This is a genomic window from Phycisphaerales bacterium, from assembly GCA_040221175.1.
In the GTDB taxonomy this organism is placed as follows: domain Bacteria; phylum Planctomycetota; class Phycisphaerae; order Phycisphaerales; family UBA1924; genus JAHCJI01.
Genome location: JAVJVK010000004.1, coordinates 656,783 through 677,850 on the forward strand (window position 1 = coordinate 656,783; position 21,068 = coordinate 677,850).

Below are 21,068 nucleotides of genomic sequence, written 5' to 3' on the forward strand. Positions count from 1 at the left end.
AGGGTAGGGCCTGGCGCTCCCCCTGGCGGCCTACAACCACGTCCATGGGTCCCGACATCGACCAACTGCCGCTGACTAGCTTCATCATTCCCTGCTACAACCACGGCCGGTTCGTGGATGACGCCGTCCGGTCCTGCATGCTCCAGATCGATGCCGAGGTCGAAGTCATCGTGGTCGACGACGGCTCGGACGATGGCGCCACCCCCCAGGCCTGCGACGCACTGGCGGACGATGACGTCCGGGTCATCCGCCAGCCCAACGCCGGCCTGCCCGCCGCCCGCAATGCCGGGGCCAAGTTGGCCCGGGGTGAGCACCTGGTGTTCCTCGACGCCGACGATTGGGTGGAGATTGACTTCGTCACCCGCCTGCGCGGGCACATGGAGCTTCTTCGGGAACTCAAGCAAGCGGATGAGGTGAGCCATGTTTACTGCCAGGAGCGCCTGACCGATCTGGGCAACAACGTCGTCTGGCGGGTGCCCGAGTGGGACCCGATCCTGCTCATGGTCACCAACCTGCACCCGGTCACCTGCCTCATCCGCCGGGACCGCTTCGAGGCCGTTGGCGGCTTCGACGAGACCATGACCGAGGGCTACGAAGACTGGGACCTCTGGCTCCGCTTTGCCGAGCGAGGCTGGCGGGGCGAGCGCTGGCCCGAGCCGCTCTTCAACTGGCGCCGCCACAGCCACCAGACGATGATCGACGATGCGGTCGCCCGGCACGAGGCGCTCTACCGCCGCCTGCTGGAGAACCACCGCGATTTCTTCGACGCCCACGCCCTCGACGTAGCCGTCCGCGCCAACGCCCTGCTCCGCCGCGCCGATGCCCACTGGATCGACGAATCGGGCGTGCCCATCGAACTCCAGTACCTCCACGCCGTCCGCGACGCGTACCACGCCTCGGGCGCCATCGCGATGGCCCGCAGGCTCGATCGCCTGACGCCGGGGATGCTGAAGCGGTTCGTGCGCCAGGTGATCGGCCGCGGCGCGAACACCCTCGACCACCCTTTGTCGCAACCGCCCGACGAAAAACCGGAAGCCTGAGGCTTCCGGTCGCGTGATACGCAGGTTGTCGGGCTCGATCAGCCGCCGATGCCGCCGTCGAACACGTCGTCGGAGAGATCGACCAGCGTGCCCTGCCCGAAGGTGCCGGTGCTCATGGTCACGGCCCTTCCGCTGACGCCATCATCACCGATGCGAGAGAGCGACACGCCGAACTGGCCGGCATTGGGCGTCACGCCGCCGCCACCGGGCCCGATGGCGATGCCGGCGATGAAGATGGTGTAGCGACCCCAATCCTCGCCAAGCGTGATGGTCGCCAGGATGTCGTTGAAATCGCGCGCCGAAATGTCGGCCCGCTCGCCCGGCTGCAGCATGGGCAGGAAGCCGAACTGCACGAACTGGCTGCGATCAAAGAAGTGGAACTGGATCGAGAAGTTCAGCTCGATGCCGGCCGTATCGCTGTAGGGGTTGTACAGCGAAATGACCTCTCCACCCGAGCCGGCATCGAAGCCGCCCGAGAGCACGACAAGGTCGGCCAGTTGCGTCTGGAACGCGGTGGACTGGGTCTCGTCGCCGATCGTGGCCGTGTAGTGCGCGGCCACCGGCTGGACCGAGCTGTAGCGGATGGTCATCACCTCGCCGGGCGTGAAGACGCCGCCGAAGTCGACAAGCAGTCGCTTCAGGTCGTACGTCCCGCGATCGCGCGGCGCCAGCACCACGCTCGTCATGGCTTCGTTGTCGTCGTTGTCGCTGATGGTCAGCGTCACGACCGTGCCGGCCGAGTTAGTGTTCAGGAAGGTCAGGTACGCTTCCTCGTCCGCGTCGCCGGAGTATCGCACGCCCGCCAGCACGCCCTCGGTCGCGCCGCCGTCGATCACGCCCAGCGTGCCGTAGGCGACGTTGGCGAACGCCGCCGAGCCATCGGCGGTCAGCAGCGTGTCGTAGGTGCTCATGGCCGCGATGATCGGCACGTCGGAATCCACGTACACGGCCTGCACGCCCTGGGTCGCAAAGCCGAAGAGGTTGTGCAGTTCGGCTCCGCCACGACGATGGCCTTCCAGCGTGTAGGTCATGCGCTCGAACGTGCTGGCATCGGTGTACACCGTGAGGGTGACCGTGCCGGCCATCCCGGTCAGGTTCTGCCAGACCACGTACGACTCGCGTGCGTCCAGGTTGTCGATCGACCCGTCCATGTCGGCATCGCCAATGGTGGACTCAATGCCGCCGAAGCCCCATGTGTTGAAGGCCCCGGCGCCGCGTGCATCCAGGTCGGCGAAGTTGACGAACGACTCGGTCAGCGTGGCGCCGAAGTCCGTGTGCGTCAGCGACGCGCTCATCGCCTCGGTGCTGTGCACCTCGATGGCGAACGGCGTGAACTTGCGCGCCTGCTCCGCATCGGCAATGCCCGGATCGCTGAGCGCCAGACGCGTCCGCGTGCCGGGGTCCAGCGTACCGGTGTACAGCACCTCGTCTCGAACGCCCGTCTCGTAGCGCAGCACCACCTGGTAATACGAGGCCGAACCGCCCGAGGTGTTGGTCGTCAGCTCGAGGTACGTCACGCTCGTGTCGTTGGCGTAGCCTTCCGGATACCCCGCCAGGAACGTGTAGAACTTCTCGGCATCGGCCGGCTTGATGATCAGCGTGCTGGTGACCTGCACCAGGAACCGCTCTTCCAGCGAGGTGCTGCGGATTTCGCCCGGCGCGATCGGATCGGGCGTCGAACGCACTGGCACGTCGGTCAGCGCGAAGCTCACGACGTCGGCGTCGGGGTCGTCAAGGAAGAACGGCGAGACCGACGGGTTGCCCTCGTTGTCGGTCAGGTTGCCGTCTTCGTCGACGTAGACGTCGGCAAAGACGAAGGTGTCGAGGTTCTGGATCGCCTGAACCACCGACCACGAGCGGTCGTTGGCGACACGGCCGAACACCGTGAAGTCCTGGGCGTCCAGGTCGATGTCGCCCGCGCCGGCGCTGCCGTTGTTGTCCCGCAGGTTGATGAAGAACTGGCTCGTCGCCGTGTCGGTGCCCACGCTGGTGATCAACGCCATGGCGATCGAACGCTCGACGTTGGAGCGGGCCGGGTCGGCCTCGTTCTCGATCGCCTCGTCGGTGTCCACGCGGCTCAGGCCGTCTTCGTCGGTGAAGATGAAGCCGCCGCCCTGGATCACGAACGGGTCGCCGTCGATGTCCGGGTTGCTCGAGTCGATGGTCACCGAGCGATGGAAGAAGCTCTCGAAGTAACGACCGCTGTTCACGTAGTTCAGGAAGTTCTCGACCGTGATGGGCGCCGCGCTCGACCCGCCGGGTCCGCTGCGGTCGTAGAGCTCGAAGTCGATCTCGCCCAGCGTGGTCTTGAACCGCACCACCGTGTTCTCGGGATCCACCAGGTCGGAGATATCCGGGAAGCTGGCGTCGAGCAGCACCCGCGGCTCCAGCGCCTCGACCAGGGCCGTCTCTCGGGGTCCCTGCCCCCTGCCCGCCATGCGATCGATCCAACCAAGCGCGCGTCCATACAAAGACATGGTTCAACTCTCCGTTTGAGGTCCGCCCGCCAGGCGTGGGGCCGAGGTCCATCGGCCGATGGCGGGTCGTCGGGCCGCCCCGTCAGGGCGGCTGCGGGGGTAAGCATGTTAGCGGCCAGCCGAAGCTGTCGCGTACGCTTCCGCGCCCCGCGATGTTCTCCAAGTGCCGTACGCTCCTGCCCATGGAACGGTTGACCGAATCCGGCCATCAACCTGATTATGCAGCGCACGGGGGCTCTTCCGCGTCGCCAAACCTGTGGGTTATCAGTCCATGCTTCAATCGGTCCGCCGACGCCCAAAACCTTTGCCAAGCTCTCTCGGCCCTCGCCTTACCCCCGAAATGCACCCCCACGCTGCTCCTGGTCGACAACGCAAGCAATCCGCCCATCCGCGAATCGCTCGGGCCTGATGCCCTCCCTTCGCCGTGGACGCTCATGCACCTGCCCCAGGAACGCAACTCCGGCGGCAGCGGCGGATTCAACGCCGGGCTGGCCTGGTGCCTGGGGCATTCCCGAACGAGGGACCTGGTGTGGCTCCTCGATAGCGACGCCGCTCCAGAGCCCGATGCACTGAGCTACCTCGTCGATGCCCTTTCGCGAACCGATGCCGCCATGGTGGGCTCGAGCCTGATCGACCCGCTCACCGGTGGCCCTTTCGAGTGCGGCGGGTTCATCCATCCTCGCACGGGCGAGTACCAGCAGCGGCCGCCCGAAGGCGACCACCCCATCCCGTGCGACTATCTGGCCGCCTGCAGCATCCTGACCACCACGGACACGATCCGCCGAGCGGGGCTCTTCCCCGATACCTTCCTCAATGGCGACGACGTGGGCTGGGGGTGCCGCGTTCGCCGGGCGACCGGCCGGCCCCTGCTGGGCATTCCCGCCAGCCGCGTGGCCCACCCCAGGCCCGATCGCATGCGGACGGCGGCCCGCTACTTCGCCGCCCGCGGCGCGATGGTGGCGTTGCAGGAAGCGGGCGTCCCCGTCTTCGGCCGGGCAATGCGCGAGGCGGCCCGCGGCGCTTCATTGCACGCCACGGGCCTGCACGCGCTGGCAGAATTGCACCTGGCCGGGCTCCGCGATGCCGCTGCTGGACGGGTGATGGGTTCGTTGCCGCAGGGCCTCGACCCGGGCAACCCCGATCGGCCGGGGCTTTCCATCGAACAGGCGCGGGAAGACGTAAGGGGCCGCCGCCGCGTCGTGAGCGCGCGAGCCCGTCGCGCCGACCTGCTCAACCCGCCCGGCTCGATTGCGGTCGAAGCACAGGGCGGCTGGACGATCTCGACCTCGCGGGCCACCCAGGCGTGGCGCGCGGCGATGGCGTTGCTGCGTGGCCTGAGGCTTGCATGGCGGCTGAATCGGTCTGGCGGCGCGTTCGGCCATGCCCCACCAGCACCAATGGACCAGGACGTTCGCGGCGCCGAGCACGGCTTGAGCATCGTCATCGTTGCCTACAACCGCAAGGACGCCCTGTTGCTCACCCTGGCGCGCCTGAGAGAAGCCGAGCCCGCCGCAAGCGCCGAAGTCATCGTCGTGGATAATGCCTCCAGCGATGGCGCCGCCGAGGCGATACGCGAGCAGTTTCCGGCCGTCCGTTGTCTCGAGCAGTCGAGCAATTTGGGTGTCGAAGCCTTCAATCGCGGCGTCGACGCAGCCTCGGGCGACCTGGTCCTCATCCTCGATGACGACTCTTGGCCCGATCCGACGGCCCTCGCACTTGCCCTCGAATTGATGGCCGAGCGCCGCGACGTCGCCGGCGTCGCGTTGCACCCCCGCCACCCCGATGGTGGCCGCAGCGAGTGGCCTTTCGCACGGCGCGTACACGAGGCCTGCGACGCCTGGCCGCTCATGGGCTGCGGCAATCTGGTTCGCACAGAGGCCTGGCGCCGCGTAGGCGGGTACTGCGAGCCGTACTTCCTCTACCGCAATGACACCGACCTGGCGCTCTCACTCTCGACCGTCGGCAAGGTGTGGTTTGATCCCAGTTGGGTCGTGTGGCACGACAGCCCCGCCGCCACGCGCAAGAGCGTGCGGTGGTGCCGCCTGGCCACCCGCAACTGGCTGTGGATGGCCAAGCGGCACAGCACCCACCCCCGCCGCTTCTGGGCCTGGCTGGGCGTGCTCCAGGCCTTCCGCCTGGCCGGCGCACGCCCAGCGGCGCAGACGGCGGTGCTCCGCGGGGTGGCCCAGGGCCTGCTCGGACGCGCGCCGGCGACCTCGGCGAGCGCGCCCGATGCCTGGAAAGCCCTCATCGACCTGAGGCTGGGCAAGCCGATCAGCCGGGCGGCCCGCTATGTTGGCCCATGCCACGCACGACCAGCCCAGCACACCTCTCCCCAGAGCAGTTCCGAGCCCTCGCCCACCAGACGCTCGACCTGATCCTGGACTACCACGCCACCATCGACCAGCGGCCGGTACGCTCGCGCGTCGATCCGGGCGATGTCCTGGCAGCCTTGCCCGAGCGCCCGCCCGAGCAGCCCGGCGATCAGGACGAGTGGCCCGCCATCCTGGACGACGTTCGCCGCATCATCCTGCCCGCGCTCACCCACTGGCAGTCTCCGGGCTTTTTTGGCTACTTTCCGGCCAATGGGTCGTGGCCGGCCGTCCTGGGCGATCTGCTGAGCACCGGGCTGGGCGTGCAGGGCATGCTGTGGCAGACCAGCCCCGCCATCACCGAACTCGAAACCCGCATGCTCGACTGGATGGCGCGGCTCTGCGGCCTGCCCGAGATCTTCTTGAGCACGGGCGAGGGCGGCGGGGTCATCCAGGGCACCGCCAGCGAGGCGACGCTGGTGGCCATGGTTGCCGCTCGCCATCGATTGCGCACCGCACGCCCACAGATCGATCCGCGCACGCTCGTGGCGTACACCAGCAATCAGGCGCACAGTTCGGTGCTCAAGGCCACCCGCATCGCCGGCATCGAACATCTCCGGTTGATTGCCACCGACGCCAACCACGCGATGGACCCCGTCGACCTCGCCCGGCAATTCCGCGATGACCTGTCGCAGGGATTGACGCCCTTTTACGTCTGCGCAACCGCCGGCACGACCAGCAGCGGCGCGTTCGACCCCATCGACGCCATTGCCAGCACGCGCACCGAACTCGCGCCCGATGCCTGGCTTCACGTCGATGCCGCCTGGGCCGGCTCGGCCGCCGTGTGCCCCGAACACCGGGGATTCCTCGAAGGCCTCTCGGGCGCCGACAGCTACTGCACCAACCCCCACAAGTGGCTGTTGACCAACTTCGATTGCGATCTGTTCTACGTCGCCGACCGCCAGACCCTGATCGACTCGCTGAGTGTCACGCCCGAATACCTGCGCAACTCGGCCACCGATTCGGGCGCCGTGATCGACTATCGCGACTGGCAGGTGCCCCTGGGCCGCCGCTTCCGGGCGCTCAAGCTGTGGTTCGTCATGCGTCACTACGGCGCAGAAGGCCTGCAAGCCCACATCCGCCAGCACGTCGCGTGGGCCGAGTGGCTCGAGCAGCAGGTGTTGCATGACGACCGATTCGAGTTGGCCGCCCCACGCTCGCTGTCGCTGGTCTGCCTGCGGCTGGCCGGGGATCGCGACGCCCAGACTCAGGCCCTGCTGGAAGCGGCCAACGCCACCGGCAAGGTGCTCTTGACCCATACCACGCTTCCGACCCAGGATGCACGCCAGCGCTACGCCATCCGCGTGGCGATTGGTGGCTCGAACGCCACGTTCGAGAGCGTCCGGGCTCTGTGGAACCTCCTTGCCACCCATGCTCCCGACGCTCGCCGCTCCCTCTGAACGGGGCGTATGCTCGCCCGTGGTCCTGCGCCTTCTTGCTTCCGTGCTGCTTGCCTGCGTCCTTGCCGGGTGTACGTCGGCCCGATCACCCGCTCCGCCGGCCGCCGCGACGTTCACCGTCGCGGCCGATGGCTACGCGGAGGCCTTCGAGGCCGCCAAGCGCGAGCTGCTCGACCAGCGTTTCGAGCTCGAACGCGTGGATGCCCGGGCAGGCATCATCCTGACGCGACCCCGTTCAGGCGCGGGCCTGCTGACGCCATGGACCATGGGCCCGGGGACCCGTCCCGTCGAAGACACGCTCAACGCCCAGAGCCGGCGCGTCGAGGTGAGGTTCGAGCCCGCCGAAGAGATCGATCGGCTTCCCGGCGGCGTTCCCGATGCACTGGCGGATCCGCGGCCCCCGGTATCGCCGGGCGAGGCCCAAGGGGCCATCGTCGTGAGCGTGCGCGCGTTGATCAGTCGTCGGGTGACGCCCACGCGGCGGCTCGACCCGACCACCATCCGCGGCAACGCCACACCAGCGGATCCGACGCTCTTTCAGCGCGGGCTCTCGGCGGTATACACCGCGCCGCACGACTTGGACGCCAAGGTGTCGAGATCCCTCTCTCGGGCGATCCAGCGGCGTCTCGACCTCACGATCGCCGGAGCGTCCTGACGATCATTCGCAACCAAACGACGGCGGTGGTACGCCGATGGTCGCACAAAGGCCGCCGTCGCCACGGCTTCCGAATCACCGGCGGAGGCCGACGCTCGCCCCCGTTCCATGCCGCACGTTTATACTGTTCCCCGACGAGCATGCGATTCCCCTTCTACTCCGGGGGCAGTATCGGACACCGAACGCATGCGTGACAGGCCCAGGCGGGGCATCCGGCCCGCCAAACCACGCCGGTGTGTCGAAACGACGCGATTCACCTGCAAGGCACACGGATTCGTGTGCACTGCCCCGCCGGACTCGACCGCAGCCACGAAAGAATGAGGTTGGTTTCCTGATGCATGCACGCGGCCCCGACGGGGGTATTGGCCCTGGCACACTGGCTCGCGACGCGCGGGTGCTGATCATCGGCGCCGGCCCCACCGGCCTTGGGGCGGCCTGGCGGCTCCGCGAGTTAGGACACGCCGACTTCACCGTACTCGAGGCCAACCCATACGCGGGCGGGCTGGCCCATTCGTTCGTCGATGACGCCGGGTTCACATGGGACATCGGCGGCCACGTCATGTTCAGCCACTACGACTACTACGACAAGGTCTTCGACGCCGTCATGGGCCAGGACTTTCAGCTTAACGACCGCGAGAGCTGGGTGCGCATGCGTGGCACGTGGGTGCCGTACCCATTCCAGAACAACATCCGCTACCTGCCGCCCACCGACGCCGCCGACTGCCTGATCGGCCTCATCAAGGCCCAAGCCGCCGACGCGCCAAGCTACAAGGACGCGGCCAACTTCGGCGAATTCATCGACCGCGTCTTCGGCGAAGGCATCGCACGCCTGTTCATGCGGCCGTACAACTTCAAGGTCTGGGCCCATCCGCCCGAGATGATGAACAAGCACTGGATCGGCGAACGCGTGGCCGTCATCGACGTCGAGCGGGCCGTCCGCAACGTCGTCGAGGGCAAGGACGACTTCGGTTGGGGTCCCAACAACCAGTTCAAGTTTCCCCTGCGCGGCGGCACGGGCGAGTTCTATCACCGCATGGCAGAGCGCCTGCGGGAGCACATCCGCTTGTCCACCAGCGTCGTGCGCATCGACGCGGCCCGCAAGGTCGTCATCGTGCGCAACAGCCAGGGCGAGACCGAGGAGTTGTCATACGACGCGCTGATCTCGGCCATGCCACTCGACGTGCTCTGCACCGACATCATCGCCGACGCGCCCGAAACGGTTCGCCAGGCCGCCGGCGGGCTCCTGCACTCGGCCGGGCACATGGTGGGCGTGGGCCTGAAGCGACCGTGCCCGAGCACCAAGAGCTGGATGTACTTCCCCGAGGACAACTGCCCCTTCTACCGGGTGACGTACCTGAGCAACTACTCACCCTACATGACTCCCAACCAGACGGGCGCCAACGACACGCACTACTCGCTGCTCTGCGAGACCAGCGCAAGCGGTCACAAGCCCGTGGACCCCGGCACTATCGTCGAAGACACAATCGCCGGCCTGGAGAACGCCGGCCTCCTCGAGCCAGGCGAGCGAGCCGACATCGTCAGCACCTGGCACCATGCGGTGGAGTACAGCTACCCCACGCCGTCGGTAGACCGGGACGATCGGCTTTCGGTCGCCATCCCCTGGCTCGAGGCCCAGGGCATCTACAGCCGCGGGCGGTTTGGCATGTGGAAGTACGAGGTGGCCAATACCGACCACACGCTCATGCAGGGCGTCGAGGTCGTCGATCGCCTGGTGCTGGGCGAACCCGAGCACACGATCGGCATCGTCTACAAGGTGACCGAGGACGGCCGAGAGGCCGCCGGCCACGACCGTCCGACGGTCGCGGGCTCGGGCGAAAAGCGCCTGATCGGGTCGGCAACTGGGGGAGGCCCCGGACGCGGCTCGCAAGACGTGGCCGACGCGGAACTTGGGGCCAATGTGGGCAGCGAAAGCCGACCGAACGAATCATGACCTCGGATTAACCCGAACTATAACCAGTTGCGGACGTAAATCTGGCCCGCAAAACGCTGCGGATTGTGTCGGTTGCATCGGCTATTCGGGCGAATGCTGGCCGAGTTCCATTCCCGGCGCACACTTACAGCAGTGAGGCACCCGGCCCCCTCGTGGTGGTCGGAACAGGGGTATGGCACACCACCCTGGGTGTTGTGTCGTGGTGAGACACGGACGGAAGGCTCCGGGGTATGGGCGTTCTTACGAGCCAATCGAATAACCCCCTGTTGGGGGGACGGTGGCAAGCCGACGTGCTGGCCATGGCCGACGAGTCGCATCTCGTCGCCTGGACGCCCTCGCCGCGCCGCCAGCTCGACTTCCTGGCATCGCTCGGCCAGTTCCTCCAATCCCAGCGATACACCGAGGTGTTTCGCTTCCAAGGCCGACACATCCACGATCTGGAATCGTTCTGCGCGCAACTGGAACGCCACGTGCCCGGCCCGTCGCTGGCGCGCCGCGTCCACGGCCCGCGCGGCGTGGTGTCACTCTTGCGAGGCCGTGACCCCGCACACTGCGGACCGGCCAGCCGGTTTCGCTTCCTCTTGTGGGACGACGCCCACGTGCTGCTGCAACACGACCGCCGGCTCTTCGGCGAGTTGGTCGACGCCCTCATCGGCGTGTCGGCCGAGTCGGAGTACGTCGGCGACGATCTGCTTCTCATCCAGCGGGCGATCTTCGCGGGCAATGCCTCGCTGAAGACCTACGCCGACGATCCCACCGGCCAGTTCAACATCTGGCTGCCCGACGGGTTCGATGAGCCCTTCTGGGAAGTGGTCACGGGCATCGAGGCGCCATCAATCACGACGCTCTCGATCGATCGCCTGATCGAACCCGGCCGCTGATTTCCGTGCTTAACCACACCCGGCCATGAACGACGCCTGGAAGCAGGCAAAGTCGTCCATGGTGACGCTGCCGTCGCCGTCGCAGTCAGCCGACGCCTCGCCCTGCGCGAACGCGTTCTGGAAGCACAGGAAATCGAAGATGGTCAGGTCGCCATCGCCGTCGCAATCGGCAGCGCACGCATACGAGCCGTACACCTCGTAGGGCAGCGACACTTGCACGCCGCCCTCGGTACGGTTGCGTGCCGGACGCCATGCGCCAAGCACACGCTGGCGAGCCTCGCCCGTAACCGGCCGCGTGTCGTCGCCCAGGTACGGGCTGTAGGGTCCGCCATCGAGGCTGCCGCCCATCGTCCAGACGAGCCAGTAGTCTCCCGCGGGCACCGACCAGCCGAGATCACCCGCCGTGAGCGCAAACACGCGGCGGTCGATCGTAAAGGTCACGCCCGTCATCGCGACGAACGCGTCGGTCGGGGAGACCGACGAGAGCATGTTGGCATCGATATCTCCGGCGATGCGTGAACTACCCGCGTCGCCCGGGCGACCGTTCCACAGTTCAAGACCGAGTTGATCGATCGTGGACCCCTCGATGGCGCCCTGCTGGTAGCCAAAAACCACCACCGACTCGATCGTGGCCTGGCCGGTCAGCGTGATGGGCTCGGCCAGGCGATACGCAAGCGGCGCGTGCCCGCTCACGCCGGCCGACGCGCCGTCGGGCACGGCCCAGATCAGGTCGGCGCCGGTGTCGTGAGCGCCGGGCATGGAAGACAGCGGCCCGTTGAAGGCAAGTTGCTCCTGCCCCAGGGCAAGAGCCGCGAACCCAAACGAAGCAAGAACGATACCGGTCCGCATCGCGGCAATGGACGTAGTCTGGGCCATGGGTCTCCTCCGGATGCAGATTACGCGCCGCCCGCATTCATCGCTACAGCGCGAACCGGCTGGGGGCCACCACACGCGGGCTTCATGGGCGTGATCCGCCAGCGAGAGGGCGCAGGATCCGCCGATTCCGAAATTTTGCCCTGCTTCGGGCAACTGGGATAAACCACCCACCCCTTCTAAGCCGATGCGAATGTCGGAGCGAGAGCCATGGTGGCGAGGGACGTCCCCGACGGGCCCGGTGGTGGGGCCACGGGGATGGAACGGATTCTTCCACACGGTGGTGAACGACATGGATGCGGCACAACAGATCGAACTGAAGAGGCTCCAGAGCGACCCCCAGCCCGAGGCGACCGACGCCGGGCCGTACGTCTTCGACCGTCGCCGCGCGACGCGCACGCCCGCCACGGGGCAGCGCCTGGGCGTGGTCTTCGGCGTCGAGGGCGGGCGATGGCTCTTGCCCCTCGAGCTGCGCGACACCAGCGCGGGCGGCGTAGGGCTGATCTCGGCTCAAGCACTCGAGGCCGGCGATCGCGTCACGCTGTACGACGAAGGAAGCCGCGCCACCTTCATCAAGGGCCGCATCGCACGATGTGCCCTTCGCGACGACGGCCGCTTCGACCTGGGCCTGTCGATCTAGTCGGCCGCTTGCACGATCTCAATCAAGGGTGTGCGACAGCCGTTCCCACGTCTGGTGGTACCGCTTGGCCATGTCGTCGAGTGCCTGGGGCACCACACGCACCTGACCGACGGTGGTGATGAAGTTCGTATCACCACCCCAGCGTGGCACGACGTGCACGTGCAGGTGGCTCGGCACGCCGGCGCCGGCGGCGCGGCCCTGGTTGATGCCCACGTTCAGCCCCTGGCATTCCAGCGTGCGCTCGGCCAGGTCGCAGGCCAGTTCGACGAGCATCCACAGGTGCGCTCGGTCCTGCGGCTCGTAGTCCAGCAGCCTCGCACGCGGCTCGCCCAGCGCCACGAGCAAATGACCGTTGGCGTAGGGGAACGCGTTGAGCAGGATCATGCCGCGCTCGGTCCGTGCAACGACGTGGTTGGATTGATCGGCCTTCGGGCTGGCCCAATAGGCCGAGAGGAACGTGCCGCCGGAGCCGTCGGTGGTCTTGGGCCCGGACTCTCCCAGCGACTGGAGGTACGTCAGCCGCCAGGGCGCATGGATGCCTTCGGGCCCGGCGGGGCGATTATCGGATCCGCGGCCGGGCGTGGCATGGTCGTCGGTGGGCATGAGCGACTGTAGCGGCTGCGCGCCGAGCCTTGATCGACCGATATTAAGGTTGGATCCAACGGAGGCACGTCGATGAAAATCGCCGACATCATGACCCGCCAGATCGTGACCGCGCATATGGACGAGGACCTTGAGCACGTCCGCGAGCTCTTCACCCGCTACCGCTTCCGGCACCTGCCGATCGTCGGCGACGACGGCGGCCTGGTGGGGATCGTCTCCGATCGCGACATGCTGGCCCACGTGAGCCCGTTCGCGGGCACCATCAACGAGCGCACCGCCGACGCCAACAGCCTGAAGCGTCGGGTCCATCAGATCATGACGCGTGATCCGCAGACCGTGTCGCCCGAGGAGTCGGCCGAAGGCGCCACGCTGATGCTGCTGCATCGTCGCATCTCGGCCATGCCGGTGGTCGACGACCGCGGGCGGCTGGTGGGCATCGTTACCATGCGGGACCTCACAAGGTGGCTGCTCAATCGCGAAAAGCCGCAGCAGCGGGACGGCGCAGCTTAGGGTATTCACGGATCTGTGAAACGGTCTGAACGGTGGCCGGGGGGGGCAGGGCGGATATACTCTCCGTTCCACGCACCAGACGCATCTTCGGAGCCGGGCCATGAAGCAGGACACCCACCCCACGTACTACCCCAACTGCAAGGTCTACCACAACGGCGAGGTCGTGATGACCGTGGGCGCCACCGTGCCCGAGATGCACGTGGAAGTCTGGTCGGGCTCGCACCCGTTCTTTACGGGCAAGCAGGCCTTCGTCGACGCCGCTGGACGCGTCGAGAAGTTCCAGCGCAAGTTTGGCGGCAACTACTTTGCCGGCAAGGACAAGAAGAAGGCCAAGTAAGACCTTCGACCCTGCCTCAAATCGACACCCCCTCGACCGCACGGCTTCCCGTGCGGTCTTTCGTTGGGCGTCCGGTGGTTATGGGGCAACGCAATTTGCCCAAGCCGCATGTTCGTCATGCCTTCCGCCCAGTGCGTGCCACATTCGCTTCATCGCGACAGCGCCCCGGCCATTGGGTCGATGAACGCATCAGGAAGTCCCATGTTCACGGCAATGGATGCCAGCCCGTCGACCACGCAAGCCGCCACCTATCGGGCGCGAGTTGGCCTCCCGCGACAGAAACCCGAGCGATCGACGTCGGGCAAGGAACTGAGCGAGTCCGAGGAGCGCAAGCTCAAGGAGCTTCGCGAAACCGATCAACGCGTTCGTCGGCACGAAGAGGCCCACAAGGCAGCCGCGGGCTCGCTCTATCGCGGCGGACCGAACTACAGCTACGAAACCGGGCCGGACGGCAAGCGATATGCCGTTTCGGGCTCGGTGCAGATCGATACCTCGCCCGGTCGCACGCCCGAGGAAACGGTGCAGAAGGCCGCGCGAATCCGCCGTGCAGCATTGGCGCCCGTCGATCCGTCGGGCACCGACCGCGCCGTGGCCTCGAAGGCGACGCGCATGGAAGATGCCGCGCGGCGCGCGATGGTCAGGGACAGCGTGACCAGCGAGGCCGCGCCGCAGGTTCGCACGACCAAGGCGCCACCGCTGCCCATCCGCGAGCGTTCGGATGACGACGCAACCCCGGCGGCAAACGCCCCGGAGCCAAGCCGGATCGACGTTGCCGAGGTCGACCAAACGGCAAGCATCGAGTCGGTCGCGGCGGAGACCTTGTCGCCGGGCGACCTGGGCGGCGAGGTGTGGGCTTCAACCAGTGCCCTGAGCGATTCGTCGCAGCTCAAACAGGAGCGCCGGGCCGACGGATCAATCCCGACGCCGCACGTGGACGTGATGGCCTAGGACGGCCGGCTTGCCTGGCTCCGCAGGATGATGACCAGCGCAGGCGCGGCCAATATGGCAACGACCACGCCGGTGGGAAGGCGTCCGGTTTCCATCGGCAAGGCCCGAGCGAGCGCATCGCTGGCAAGCATGATCATCGCACCAACCATCGCAGCGCCGAACACCAGGGGCGTGTGACGCGGGCCCATGAGCATCCGTACGAGGTGGGGGCACACCAGGCCGAGGAACGCGATCGGTCCTGCGAGCACCACCGCGATGGCGGTAAGCACGCCCGACACCAGCACCATCTCGACGCGCAGCCGCCGGAGCGGGACGCCGGTCGTGCGTGCCTCGTCTTCGCCCATCGCAGCCGCGTCGAGCGCTCGCCCGCGCCAGGCCACCCAGAGCACGCCGGCCAGCGTCACGCCGCCCGCCATCAGCATCTGCCCCGTGGTGAGCGATTCGGTGAGCGAGCCGAAGTACCAGCCGCCCTCCAGCCTTGCGCTGGGAGGCATAAGAGCACGCACGGCACTGGCCATAGACCCCAGGCCGATCGCCAGAGCTACGCCGACGAGGATCAGCGTGACCGGCTCCACTTGACCGCGTCTTCGTCCCAGCAGCAGCACTAGGCCGAGCGCCCCGATCGACCCGACCAGCGCCGCCACGTCGTCGCGGATGGCCCAGCCCACCGCGTGCACCACCGTGACGGCAAGCACGGCGCCGGCGGACATGCCCAGCAGGTCGGGCGAAGCCAGCGGATTTCGCAGCATGGCCTGCAATGCCACGCCCGCCGCGCCCAGGGAGACTCCAACGATGATGGCCGCGATGGCGCGATCGAGGCGGATGCCCCACACCACCGAACTTCCCGGCAGGGCCAGCCCCCCACCGGGCTCGATCAAGAGCCGAACACCCAGTGTCAGGGCAAGCAGAAGGGCGAGCAGGATGAGGGCGACCCGAACGGGCATGGGCCAGCGTATGGCGCTACCATGGCGGCCCCGGCCCTTGGGGCCGGCCTGAGACGACTTCCTACACGGAGCCGGGCACGCATGAGCACCCTCACCTGCAAGCTGATCACCCCCGATGGCGTGCTGTCGGACGGACCGGTGCAGTACGCCTCCATCCCCGCCCACGACGGCCAGTTCGGCGTGATGCCCGGCCGCGCCCCGGTGGTGGCCAAGCTGGGCCTGGGCCTGCTGACGCTCAAGACCAGCGAGCGGCAGGAGCAGGTCTACCTGGTCGAGGACGGCTTCGTGCAGGTCTCCAACAACACCATCCGCGTGCTGGCCAGCAGTGCGAAGGCGCCGGCCGACCTGAGCGAGCAGGACGCCAAGGCCGAACTGGCCGAGGCCGAGGCCCGCCGCGTACCCAAAGACCACCCCGATCCCGTCGCCGAGCAGGAGCGCATCTCCCGCCAGATGGAGCGTGCGAAGCTGCAGTTGCGACTCATCCGCGAGCGCGATCGGCGGTAAGACCAATCGATCGTTTGAGACAAGACCGCGTTCGACGCGGTTCTTTTATGCGCCCAGTGCGCACATCTTGTACAGCACCCGCGCCCCCACCACTGCGTCGATGGATCGCACGCTCGGGTCCGGGTCGGGCGCGACCTCGACCAGGTCGAACCCGACCACCTTCTTGCCGCTGTCGACGATGGCCTTGATGAGCGCCGCCGCCTGCGAGAAGCTCATGCCCCCGGGCACGGGCGTGCCGGTGTTGGGGCACAGGTAGACCTCGAGCGCATCGATGTCGAAGGTGACGTAGATCGCGTCGGGCAGCGCTTCCAGTGCCCGCTCGACCAGATTCTTGAACAGCACCGGGTCGCCGCCCGTGTCGGCGATGTCTTCGCCAAAAACCGTGGTCACGGGCTTGCCCAGCGTGTCCTTGGCCGATCGGGCGAAGTCCAGTTCCTCCCTGCAATAGTCGCGGATGCCGATCTGAGCCAGGGCCTTCACGCCCGGAATCATCGTGAGCGCGTTGCGCATGATCGAGGCGTGGCTGTGCGTCAGCCCGCAATAGGCGTCGCGCAGGTCCATGTGGGCGTCCATCTGCAGGATGCCGATCTCGCCGGCGTGCTCGGCGCAGGCCTCGATGGCCCCCAGCGGCACGCTGTGCTCGCCGCCGACCAGGCCGGGTGTCTTGCCGTCCTTCAGGATGCCAGCGACCGTCTCGCGTACGTACGCACGCACGCGCTCGCTGGCGGCGTTCACCCGGCCCCGGGCGTCCTCGTCCACCGGCGGCTCGCCCTCGACCTCGATCAGCACCTCGGCATCGGGACGCACCGCCGCGGAGAGTTCGGCGATCCAGGGCTCGATGGGCTCCATGACGATGCCGCGATCACAGATGCGACCCAGCCGCAGGTCTTCGAGGTCGACCTGGGCCGAGGCTTCGAGAACGGCCAGCGGCCCATTAGCCGTACCGGGGCGGTAGCTGGTGGTCGCGTCGAAGGGGATCCCCACGAGCACGACGCTGGCGTCGTTGCGAGTCGTTGGCAGGCGGAGGAAGTCGGGCTGGGTCATGCAGGAACGCTCCCGATAGCCGATGGAAGGCGTGCGACGGCGCCACGGTAGCGCTTGCTTGGCCCGCCCGGGGTGGGTAGGTTGCCTGCGATTCGCCCGCATCCAGATCTCGTGGAGACGCCATGGACCCCAGCGACACCTCCCGTTCGCCCGCCGATCCGCAGTTGAGCACCAAGCGCCGCGGCGCCCTGGACTGGATCGAGTGGCTTGGCAACAAGCTTCCCGACGCGGCCACCCTGTTCCTGCTGGGTGCGATCGTGGTCATGCTCGTCAGCCACATCGCCTACGTGGGCAACTGGTCGGTCGACGTGCAGGCCCTGCGTGAGACGGTCGACCCCGCCACGGGCGAGGCGACGACCGAACTGGTGCCCACCGGCGTGACGCTGACGGCGCGCAGCCTGCTGACCAGCGACGGGCTGTACTGGTGCCTGAGCACGATGGTCGCCAACTTCATGGGCTTTGCGCCCCTGGGCGTGGTGCTCACCGGCATGCTGGGCATCGGCGTGGCCGAGAAGACCGGTCTCATCGGGGCCGGTCTCAAGGCGTTCATGAAGGTCGTGCCCAACCGGTTCCTGACGCCCGCCATGGTGTTCCTGGGAATCATGAGCAGCTTTGGGCTCGACGCGGGCTACGTGGTGCTGCCGCCGCTGGCCGCGCTCCTGTACAAGTCCGTGGGCCGATCGCCGCTGGCGGGCATCGCGGCGGTGTTCGCGGGCGTGGCGGCCGGCTTCAATGCGAACCTCGTCGTGACGGGCCTGGACCCCATGCTCGCTGCCCTGAGCACGCAGGGCGCCCAGATCATCGATCCGGATTACCAGGTCGCCGCGACCTGCAACTGGTGGTTCATGATCGCCTCGACGTTCATCATCACTGGCGTGGGCTGGGCCACCAGCTCGTGGTTCGTCGAACGCCGACTGAGCCGCAAGAGCATCGAAGAAGGCGGCCCGGCGCCGGTGGAAGCCACCGACTTGGAAAGCCAGCAGATCACGCCAACCGAACAGAAGGGCCTGTTTGCCGCCACGATCGCCGGCGTGATCGTCATCGCCACCATCGTTGGCTGCGTGCTTATCAAGGACTCGCCGCTCTACGACTACACGATGCCGGGCGTGGCGACGGCTGAGAACCCCGAGCCCGATCCGGCGATCGCCGACCTGGTGAAGGAAAACGGTCAGCCCGTCGCGCCGCCGGAGACGATGCCCGAATCAGCGGTCGTCGTCGAGGGCAAGGGCTACTACACCGACGCCACCCTTTCGAGATTCGTCACCGATGCGGGCGACGTGCTCCAGAAGCGCTCGCCGCCGTTCGCGCGCTGGGTGGTGGTCATCACGCCGCTGATCTTCATCGGATCGATCATTCCGGGCATGGTCTATGGCATGGTGACCGGCAGCATCAAGAGCACGAAGGACGCCGGGGCCGTGATGATCAAGGCCATCGAGATGATGGCGCCCATCATCGTGCTGGCGTTCTTTGCCGCCCAGTTCATCCAGTACATGAGCTACAGCGGGCTCGACGTGATGATGGCCCACGCGGGCGGGCAGTCGCTGGCGACCAGCGGGCTGAGCAAGTACGGGCTCGTGGTGGCGTTCATCGTAATGACGATGTTCTTCAACCTGTTTATCGGGTCCATGAGCGCCAAGTACACGCTCTTCGCGCCCATCTTCGTCCCCATGCTCATGTTCGTAGGCATCAGCCCCGAGCTGACCCAGGCGGCCTACCGCATCGGCGACAGCACCACGAACATCATCACGCCCCTGAATGCGTACTTGGTGATCATCCTGGTATTCATGCAGAGGTTCGCTCCGCGTTCGGGTATGGGCACACTGATTTCCATGATGATGCCCTACACCCTGGTCTTTGCCGTCGTCTGGACGATCCTGATCCTGCTCTGGATGGCACTGGGCATCGAGCTCGGTCCCAACGGGCCTCTGTCGTACACGATGACCCAGGGCTGAACCGGCTGGCAATTTCGGTGTTTCGATCGCCCCGTCGCCCTCGGGCTGGGACGGCGCGTTGGTTGCCAATATCATCTTCACTCGGCCGGCATTGCCACCTCGATTGTGCCGATGAACCGATACCCGGAACGGCGTTGGACGGACCACGCCGTCCCTTGAAGATGGGATCAGGCGCCGTGCTATGGGACCTTCGGCCGAGGCCACGACAATCCAGCGAGCCACGACGGGCGGCACGACGATGAGCGACGGGAGCGCCGTGCGCCAGATGCTGCTGTTCGCCGGCGCGGTGCGTCCCACCCCGCTGCTCAAGGCGGCCGCGCGCAACGTGCTCGATCTTCCGTTGCTCGATGGACAGACCGTTGGGACACGATGGCTCGCGGCGCTCGAAGAGCTTGGGGAAGCACTCGGGATCACCCTGCCACTGCGGATCCTGACCGATCGCAAGAGCCCCGCCCCAACCTCGACCAACCACGACCGCACCACCGTCGAGCCCGATGACGTGGCCTTCCTCGGCACCGGGGGCGTGCTTCGGGCGGCCGCCTCGGGCCAGCAGGGCAAGATGCTCGTCGCAACTGGCGGCAGCGTTGTGATCCCACCGCTGCCCGGTGTGGTCAACAGGCTCCTGGAACTCGACGCGGACGTCGCGCTCCTGGCCGAGCACGATGGCACGCCAACGGGCTTCATGCTCGTTTCTGCCGAGGTCATGCGAGCGGTGCCCGGCGCCGGCTACATGGACTTCAAGGAACAGTGCCTTCCGGTCATCGCCAGGCGCCACCGCGTGCGCGTGGCATATGCCTCGGCCGGCGAGCGGATCTGCCTGCCGATCCGCGACCGCGAGCAGTACATCGAGGCCCTGGGATACCTGTCGGGCGGCAAGCCGTTCGTCGTCGTGGAGCCGGGCGCCGAGGTGGCGCCGTCCAGCCGGATGCGCGACGCGGTCGTGCTGGCCCGCGCTCGGGTGGGCGAGCGAGCGGTCGTCGCGCGCTCACTGCTGGGGCCGGGCGCAGTGGCGCCGGCGGGCCAGGTCGTCACCGACAAGACGCTGGGAGGTGATGCATGAGCCTCGCCGCCCGCACCTGGACCGCATGGACGCCCGTGCAGGCGTGCGTTGCCGTGGCCGCCGCGGTGCTGGCGTGCCTGCCGGCATGGCGTGACATCTACGTCAGCGCCACGACCGATCCGGACAACGGGTACATCGTGCTCGTGCCCGCCGTAGCCGGCTGGCTGGCGCTGTGCCGGCGACGCAGGCTCCGCAGCGCAGGCCGCCATGGCTTATGGCTCGGTCCGGTCATCGCGGCCGTGGCCGGCGGGGTCTACCTCGTGGGCGGTGCGCTCGATTCAACCCTGACCGTGCACCTGGGCGCCATCGGCGTACTCATCGGAGCCATCTGGTCGGTCGTGGGTAGCAGCGTGATGCTGCGCATGAGTCCGGCGGTCGTGGCGCTCTTCTTCCTGGCCCCCGCGCCCATGCCGTGGCTGCTGCCGGTCACCGACGTGCTGAGCGCATGGAGCCTGGCGGTGACCGCGGGCGTGCTCGAAGTCTTTGGCATGCCGGCCTACTCCAGCGGGCAGGAACTGGTGGTGGGCGTCGAGCAGATCAGCCTGGGCGACTTCGCCGGCGTCCGCATGATCGCAGCCATCGGCCTGGTGACGTACGCCTTTGCATTCGGCACGCCGCTGCGCCATGGCGTGCGCATCGCGCTCGTGCTGGCCAGCCCGCTCGTGGCGATGGTTGCCAACATCGTTCGTCTCGTGCCGTTTGCCATCCTGGCCGAATCGTGGCCCGCCTCGACCAATTTCCTTGCCCAGCTCAGCGGCTGGCTCACGCTGGCACTCTCGCTCGGCATGCTGTACGGCGGCATTCGGCTGCTCGCCTTTGCCCAGGTTCCCGCCCGCCGCTACGCCCTGGCTTATCAGTGATTCGTACACAAGAGGAA

General features: G+C 67.3%; 19 protein-coding genes. 14 read left to right on the forward strand and 5 right to left on the reverse strand.

Features of this window, described 5'->3' with window-relative positions; all coding sequences use genetic code 11:
- The first annotated feature begins 44 nt into the window (after positions 1 to 44).
- A complete protein-coding gene (locus tag RIE32_05115) occupies positions 45 to 1,040 on the forward strand; it encodes a glycosyltransferase family A protein (GenBank protein MEQ9095625.1) in 996 nt (331 codons plus the stop codon).
- A 38-nt stretch (positions 1,041 to 1,078) separates the two neighbouring features.
- Here RIE32_05115 and RIE32_05120 read toward each other — a convergent pair whose 3' ends face one another.
- Entirely contained in the window at positions 1,079 to 3,517 is a 2,439-nt protein-coding gene (locus RIE32_05120; GenBank protein ID MEQ9095626.1) for a peptidylprolyl isomerase, read from the reverse strand.
- 182 nt (positions 3,518 to 3,699) lie between these two features.
- Between RIE32_05120 and RIE32_05125 the strand changes: the two genes are divergently transcribed.
- From RIE32_05125 to RIE32_05145, 5 genes are all read left to right on the forward strand, one after another.
- Positions 3,700 to 5,895, forward strand: a complete 2,196-nt coding sequence (locus tag RIE32_05125) for a glycosyltransferase (protein ID MEQ9095627.1) — start codon at positions 3,700 to 3,702, stop codon at positions 5,893 to 5,895.
- A complete protein-coding gene (locus RIE32_05130) occupies positions 5,820 to 7,289 on the forward strand; it encodes a pyridoxal-dependent decarboxylase (GenBank protein ID MEQ9095628.1) in 1,470 nt (489 codons plus the stop codon). Before RIE32_05125 ends, RIE32_05130 begins: the two co-directional genes overlap by 76 nt.
- Before the next feature lie 19 nt (positions 7,290 to 7,308).
- Positions 7,309 to 7,944 (forward strand): hypothetical protein, encoded by a 636-nt coding sequence (locus tag RIE32_05135; GenBank protein ID MEQ9095629.1) that lies wholly within the window; start codon positions 7,309 to 7,311, stop codon positions 7,942 to 7,944.
- A gap of 334 nt (positions 7,945 to 8,278) precedes the next feature.
- Entirely contained in the window at positions 8,279 to 9,895 is a 1,617-nt protein-coding gene (locus RIE32_05140; GenBank protein MEQ9095630.1) for an FAD-dependent oxidoreductase, read from the forward strand.
- 230 nt (positions 9,896 to 10,125) lie between these two features.
- Positions 10,126 to 10,776, forward strand: a complete 651-nt coding sequence (locus RIE32_05145; GenBank protein ID MEQ9095631.1) for a hypothetical protein — start codon at positions 10,126 to 10,128, stop codon at positions 10,774 to 10,776.
- 9 nt (positions 10,777 to 10,785) lie between these two features.
- On the opposite strand, the gene RIE32_05150 is transcribed toward RIE32_05145, so the two are convergent.
- Complete coding sequence (locus tag RIE32_05150; GenBank protein MEQ9095632.1) at positions 10,786 to 11,652, reverse strand: GC-type dockerin domain-anchored protein; 867 nt, start codon at positions 11,650 to 11,652, stop codon at positions 10,786 to 10,788.
- A gap of 289 nt (positions 11,653 to 11,941) precedes the next feature.
- Between RIE32_05150 and RIE32_05155 the strand changes: the two genes are divergently transcribed.
- Positions 11,942 to 12,289 carry a PilZ domain-containing protein gene (locus tag RIE32_05155; protein MEQ9095633.1) on the forward strand — a complete coding sequence of 116 codons (348 nt, stop codon included), beginning with the start codon at positions 11,942 to 11,944 and terminating at the stop codon, positions 12,287 to 12,289.
- 18 nt (positions 12,290 to 12,307) lie between these two features.
- Here RIE32_05155 and RIE32_05160 read toward each other — a convergent pair whose 3' ends face one another.
- Positions 12,308 to 12,892, reverse strand: coding sequence for an HIT domain-containing protein (locus RIE32_05160; GenBank protein MEQ9095634.1), 585 nt, complete (start codon positions 12,890 to 12,892; stop codon positions 12,308 to 12,310).
- A 72-nt stretch (positions 12,893 to 12,964) separates the two neighbouring features.
- On the opposite strand from RIE32_05160, the gene RIE32_05165 reads away from it, so the two are divergent.
- The 3 genes from RIE32_05165 to RIE32_05175 all read left to right on the forward strand — a co-directional run bounded on the left by RIE32_05165 (position 12,965) and on the right by RIE32_05175 (position 14,687).
- Positions 12,965 to 13,402, forward strand: a complete 438-nt coding sequence (locus tag RIE32_05165) for a CBS domain-containing protein (GenBank protein MEQ9095635.1) — start codon at positions 12,965 to 12,967, stop codon at positions 13,400 to 13,402.
- Between the two features lie 100 nt (positions 13,403 to 13,502).
- Complete coding sequence (gene rpmE / locus RIE32_05170; protein ID MEQ9095636.1) at positions 13,503 to 13,739, forward strand: 50S ribosomal protein L31; 237 nt, start codon at positions 13,503 to 13,505, stop codon at positions 13,737 to 13,739.
- A 201-nt stretch (positions 13,740 to 13,940) separates the two neighbouring features.
- Complete coding sequence (locus tag RIE32_05175; GenBank protein ID MEQ9095637.1) at positions 13,941 to 14,687, forward strand: putative metalloprotease CJM1_0395 family protein; 747 nt, start codon at positions 13,941 to 13,943, stop codon at positions 14,685 to 14,687.
- Here RIE32_05175 and RIE32_05180 read toward each other — a convergent pair.
- Entirely contained in the window at positions 14,684 to 15,631 is a 948-nt protein-coding gene (locus tag RIE32_05180; protein ID MEQ9095638.1) for an iron ABC transporter permease, read from the reverse strand. The genes RIE32_05175 and RIE32_05180 overlap by 4 nt on opposite strands.
- Before the next feature lie 81 nt (positions 15,632 to 15,712).
- On the opposite strand from RIE32_05180, the gene atpC reads away from it, so the two are divergent.
- Positions 15,713 to 16,135: an ATP synthase F1 subunit epsilon gene (gene atpC / locus RIE32_05185; protein MEQ9095639.1), complete on the forward strand. Its 423-nt coding sequence runs from the start codon at positions 15,713 to 15,715 to the stop codon at positions 16,133 to 16,135.
- A 45-nt stretch (positions 16,136 to 16,180) separates the two neighbouring features.
- Here the strand turns inward: atpC and RIE32_05190 are convergent, their stop codons facing one another.
- Positions 16,181 to 17,179: an agmatinase family protein gene (locus RIE32_05190; GenBank protein ID MEQ9095640.1), complete on the reverse strand. Its 999-nt coding sequence runs from the start codon at positions 17,177 to 17,179 to the stop codon at positions 16,181 to 16,183.
- 122 nt (positions 17,180 to 17,301) lie between these two features.
- Between RIE32_05190 and RIE32_05195 the strand changes: the two genes are divergently transcribed.
- From RIE32_05195 to RIE32_05205, 3 genes are all read left to right on the forward strand, one after another.
- Complete coding sequence (locus RIE32_05195) at positions 17,302 to 19,131, forward strand: AbgT family transporter (GenBank protein ID MEQ9095641.1); 1,830 nt, start codon at positions 17,302 to 17,304, stop codon at positions 19,129 to 19,131.
- Positions 19,132 to 19,369: 238 nt separating this feature from the next.
- Positions 19,370 to 20,191 (forward strand): hypothetical protein, encoded by an 822-nt coding sequence (locus RIE32_05200; protein MEQ9095642.1) that lies wholly within the window; start codon positions 19,370 to 19,372, stop codon positions 20,189 to 20,191.
- Entirely contained in the window at positions 20,188 to 21,051 is an 864-nt protein-coding gene (locus RIE32_05205; GenBank protein ID MEQ9095643.1) for an exosortase/archaeosortase family protein, read from the forward strand. The genes RIE32_05200 and RIE32_05205 overlap by 4 nt, the downstream gene beginning before the upstream one ends.
- Positions 21,052 to 21,068 lie beyond the last annotated feature (17 nt).

Excerpts from the sequence above, each read along its gene's own strand:
- RIE32_05125 (MEQ9095627.1), top strand. The coding sequence starts at position 3,700 with ATGGAACGGTTGACCGAATCCGGCCATCAACCTGATTATGCAGCGCAC.
- atpC (MEQ9095639.1), top strand. The coding sequence starts at position 15,713 with ATGAGCACCCTCACCTGCAAGCTGATCACCCCCGATGGCGTGCTGTCG.
- RIE32_05145 (MEQ9095631.1), top strand. The coding sequence starts at position 10,126 with ATGGGCGTTCTTACGAGCCAATCGAATAACCCCCTGTTGGGGGGACGG.
- RIE32_05115 (MEQ9095625.1), top strand. The coding sequence starts at position 45 with ATGGGTCCCGACATCGACCAACTGCCGCTGACTAGCTTCATCATTCCC.
- RIE32_05140 (MEQ9095630.1), top strand. The coding sequence starts at position 8,279 with ATGCATGCACGCGGCCCCGACGGGGGTATTGGCCCTGGCACACTGGCT.
- RIE32_05160 (MEQ9095634.1), bottom strand. The coding sequence starts at position 12,892 with ATGCCCACCGACGACCATGCCACGCCCGGCCGCGGATCCGATAATCGC.
- RIE32_05200 (MEQ9095642.1), top strand. The coding sequence starts at position 19,370 with ATGAGCGACGGGAGCGCCGTGCGCCAGATGCTGCTGTTCGCCGGCGCG.
- RIE32_05180 (MEQ9095638.1), bottom strand. The coding sequence starts at position 15,631 with ATGCCCGTTCGGGTCGCCCTCATCCTGCTCGCCCTTCTGCTTGCCCTG.
- RIE32_05150 (MEQ9095632.1), bottom strand. The coding sequence starts at position 11,652 with ATGGCCCAGACTACGTCCATTGCCGCGATGCGGACCGGTATCGTTCTT.
- RIE32_05190 (MEQ9095640.1), bottom strand. The coding sequence starts at position 17,179 with ATGACCCAGCCCGACTTCCTCCGCCTGCCAACGACTCGCAACGACGCC.
- RIE32_05175 (MEQ9095637.1), top strand. The coding sequence starts at position 13,941 with ATGTTCACGGCAATGGATGCCAGCCCGTCGACCACGCAAGCCGCCACC.
- RIE32_05120 (MEQ9095626.1), bottom strand. The coding sequence starts at position 3,517 with ATGTCTTTGTATGGACGCGCGCTTGGTTGGATCGATCGCATGGCGGGC.
- RIE32_05205 (MEQ9095643.1), top strand. The coding sequence starts at position 20,188 with ATGAGCCTCGCCGCCCGCACCTGGACCGCATGGACGCCCGTGCAGGCG.
- RIE32_05165 (MEQ9095635.1), top strand. The coding sequence starts at position 12,965 with ATGAAAATCGCCGACATCATGACCCGCCAGATCGTGACCGCGCATATG.
- RIE32_05130 (MEQ9095628.1), top strand. The coding sequence starts at position 5,820 with ATGCCACGCACGACCAGCCCAGCACACCTCTCCCCAGAGCAGTTCCGA.
- rpmE (MEQ9095636.1), top strand. The coding sequence starts at position 13,503 with ATGAAGCAGGACACCCACCCCACGTACTACCCCAACTGCAAGGTCTAC.
- RIE32_05195 (MEQ9095641.1), top strand. The coding sequence starts at position 17,302 with ATGGACCCCAGCGACACCTCCCGTTCGCCCGCCGATCCGCAGTTGAGC.
- RIE32_05155 (MEQ9095633.1), top strand. The coding sequence starts at position 11,942 with ATGGATGCGGCACAACAGATCGAACTGAAGAGGCTCCAGAGCGACCCC.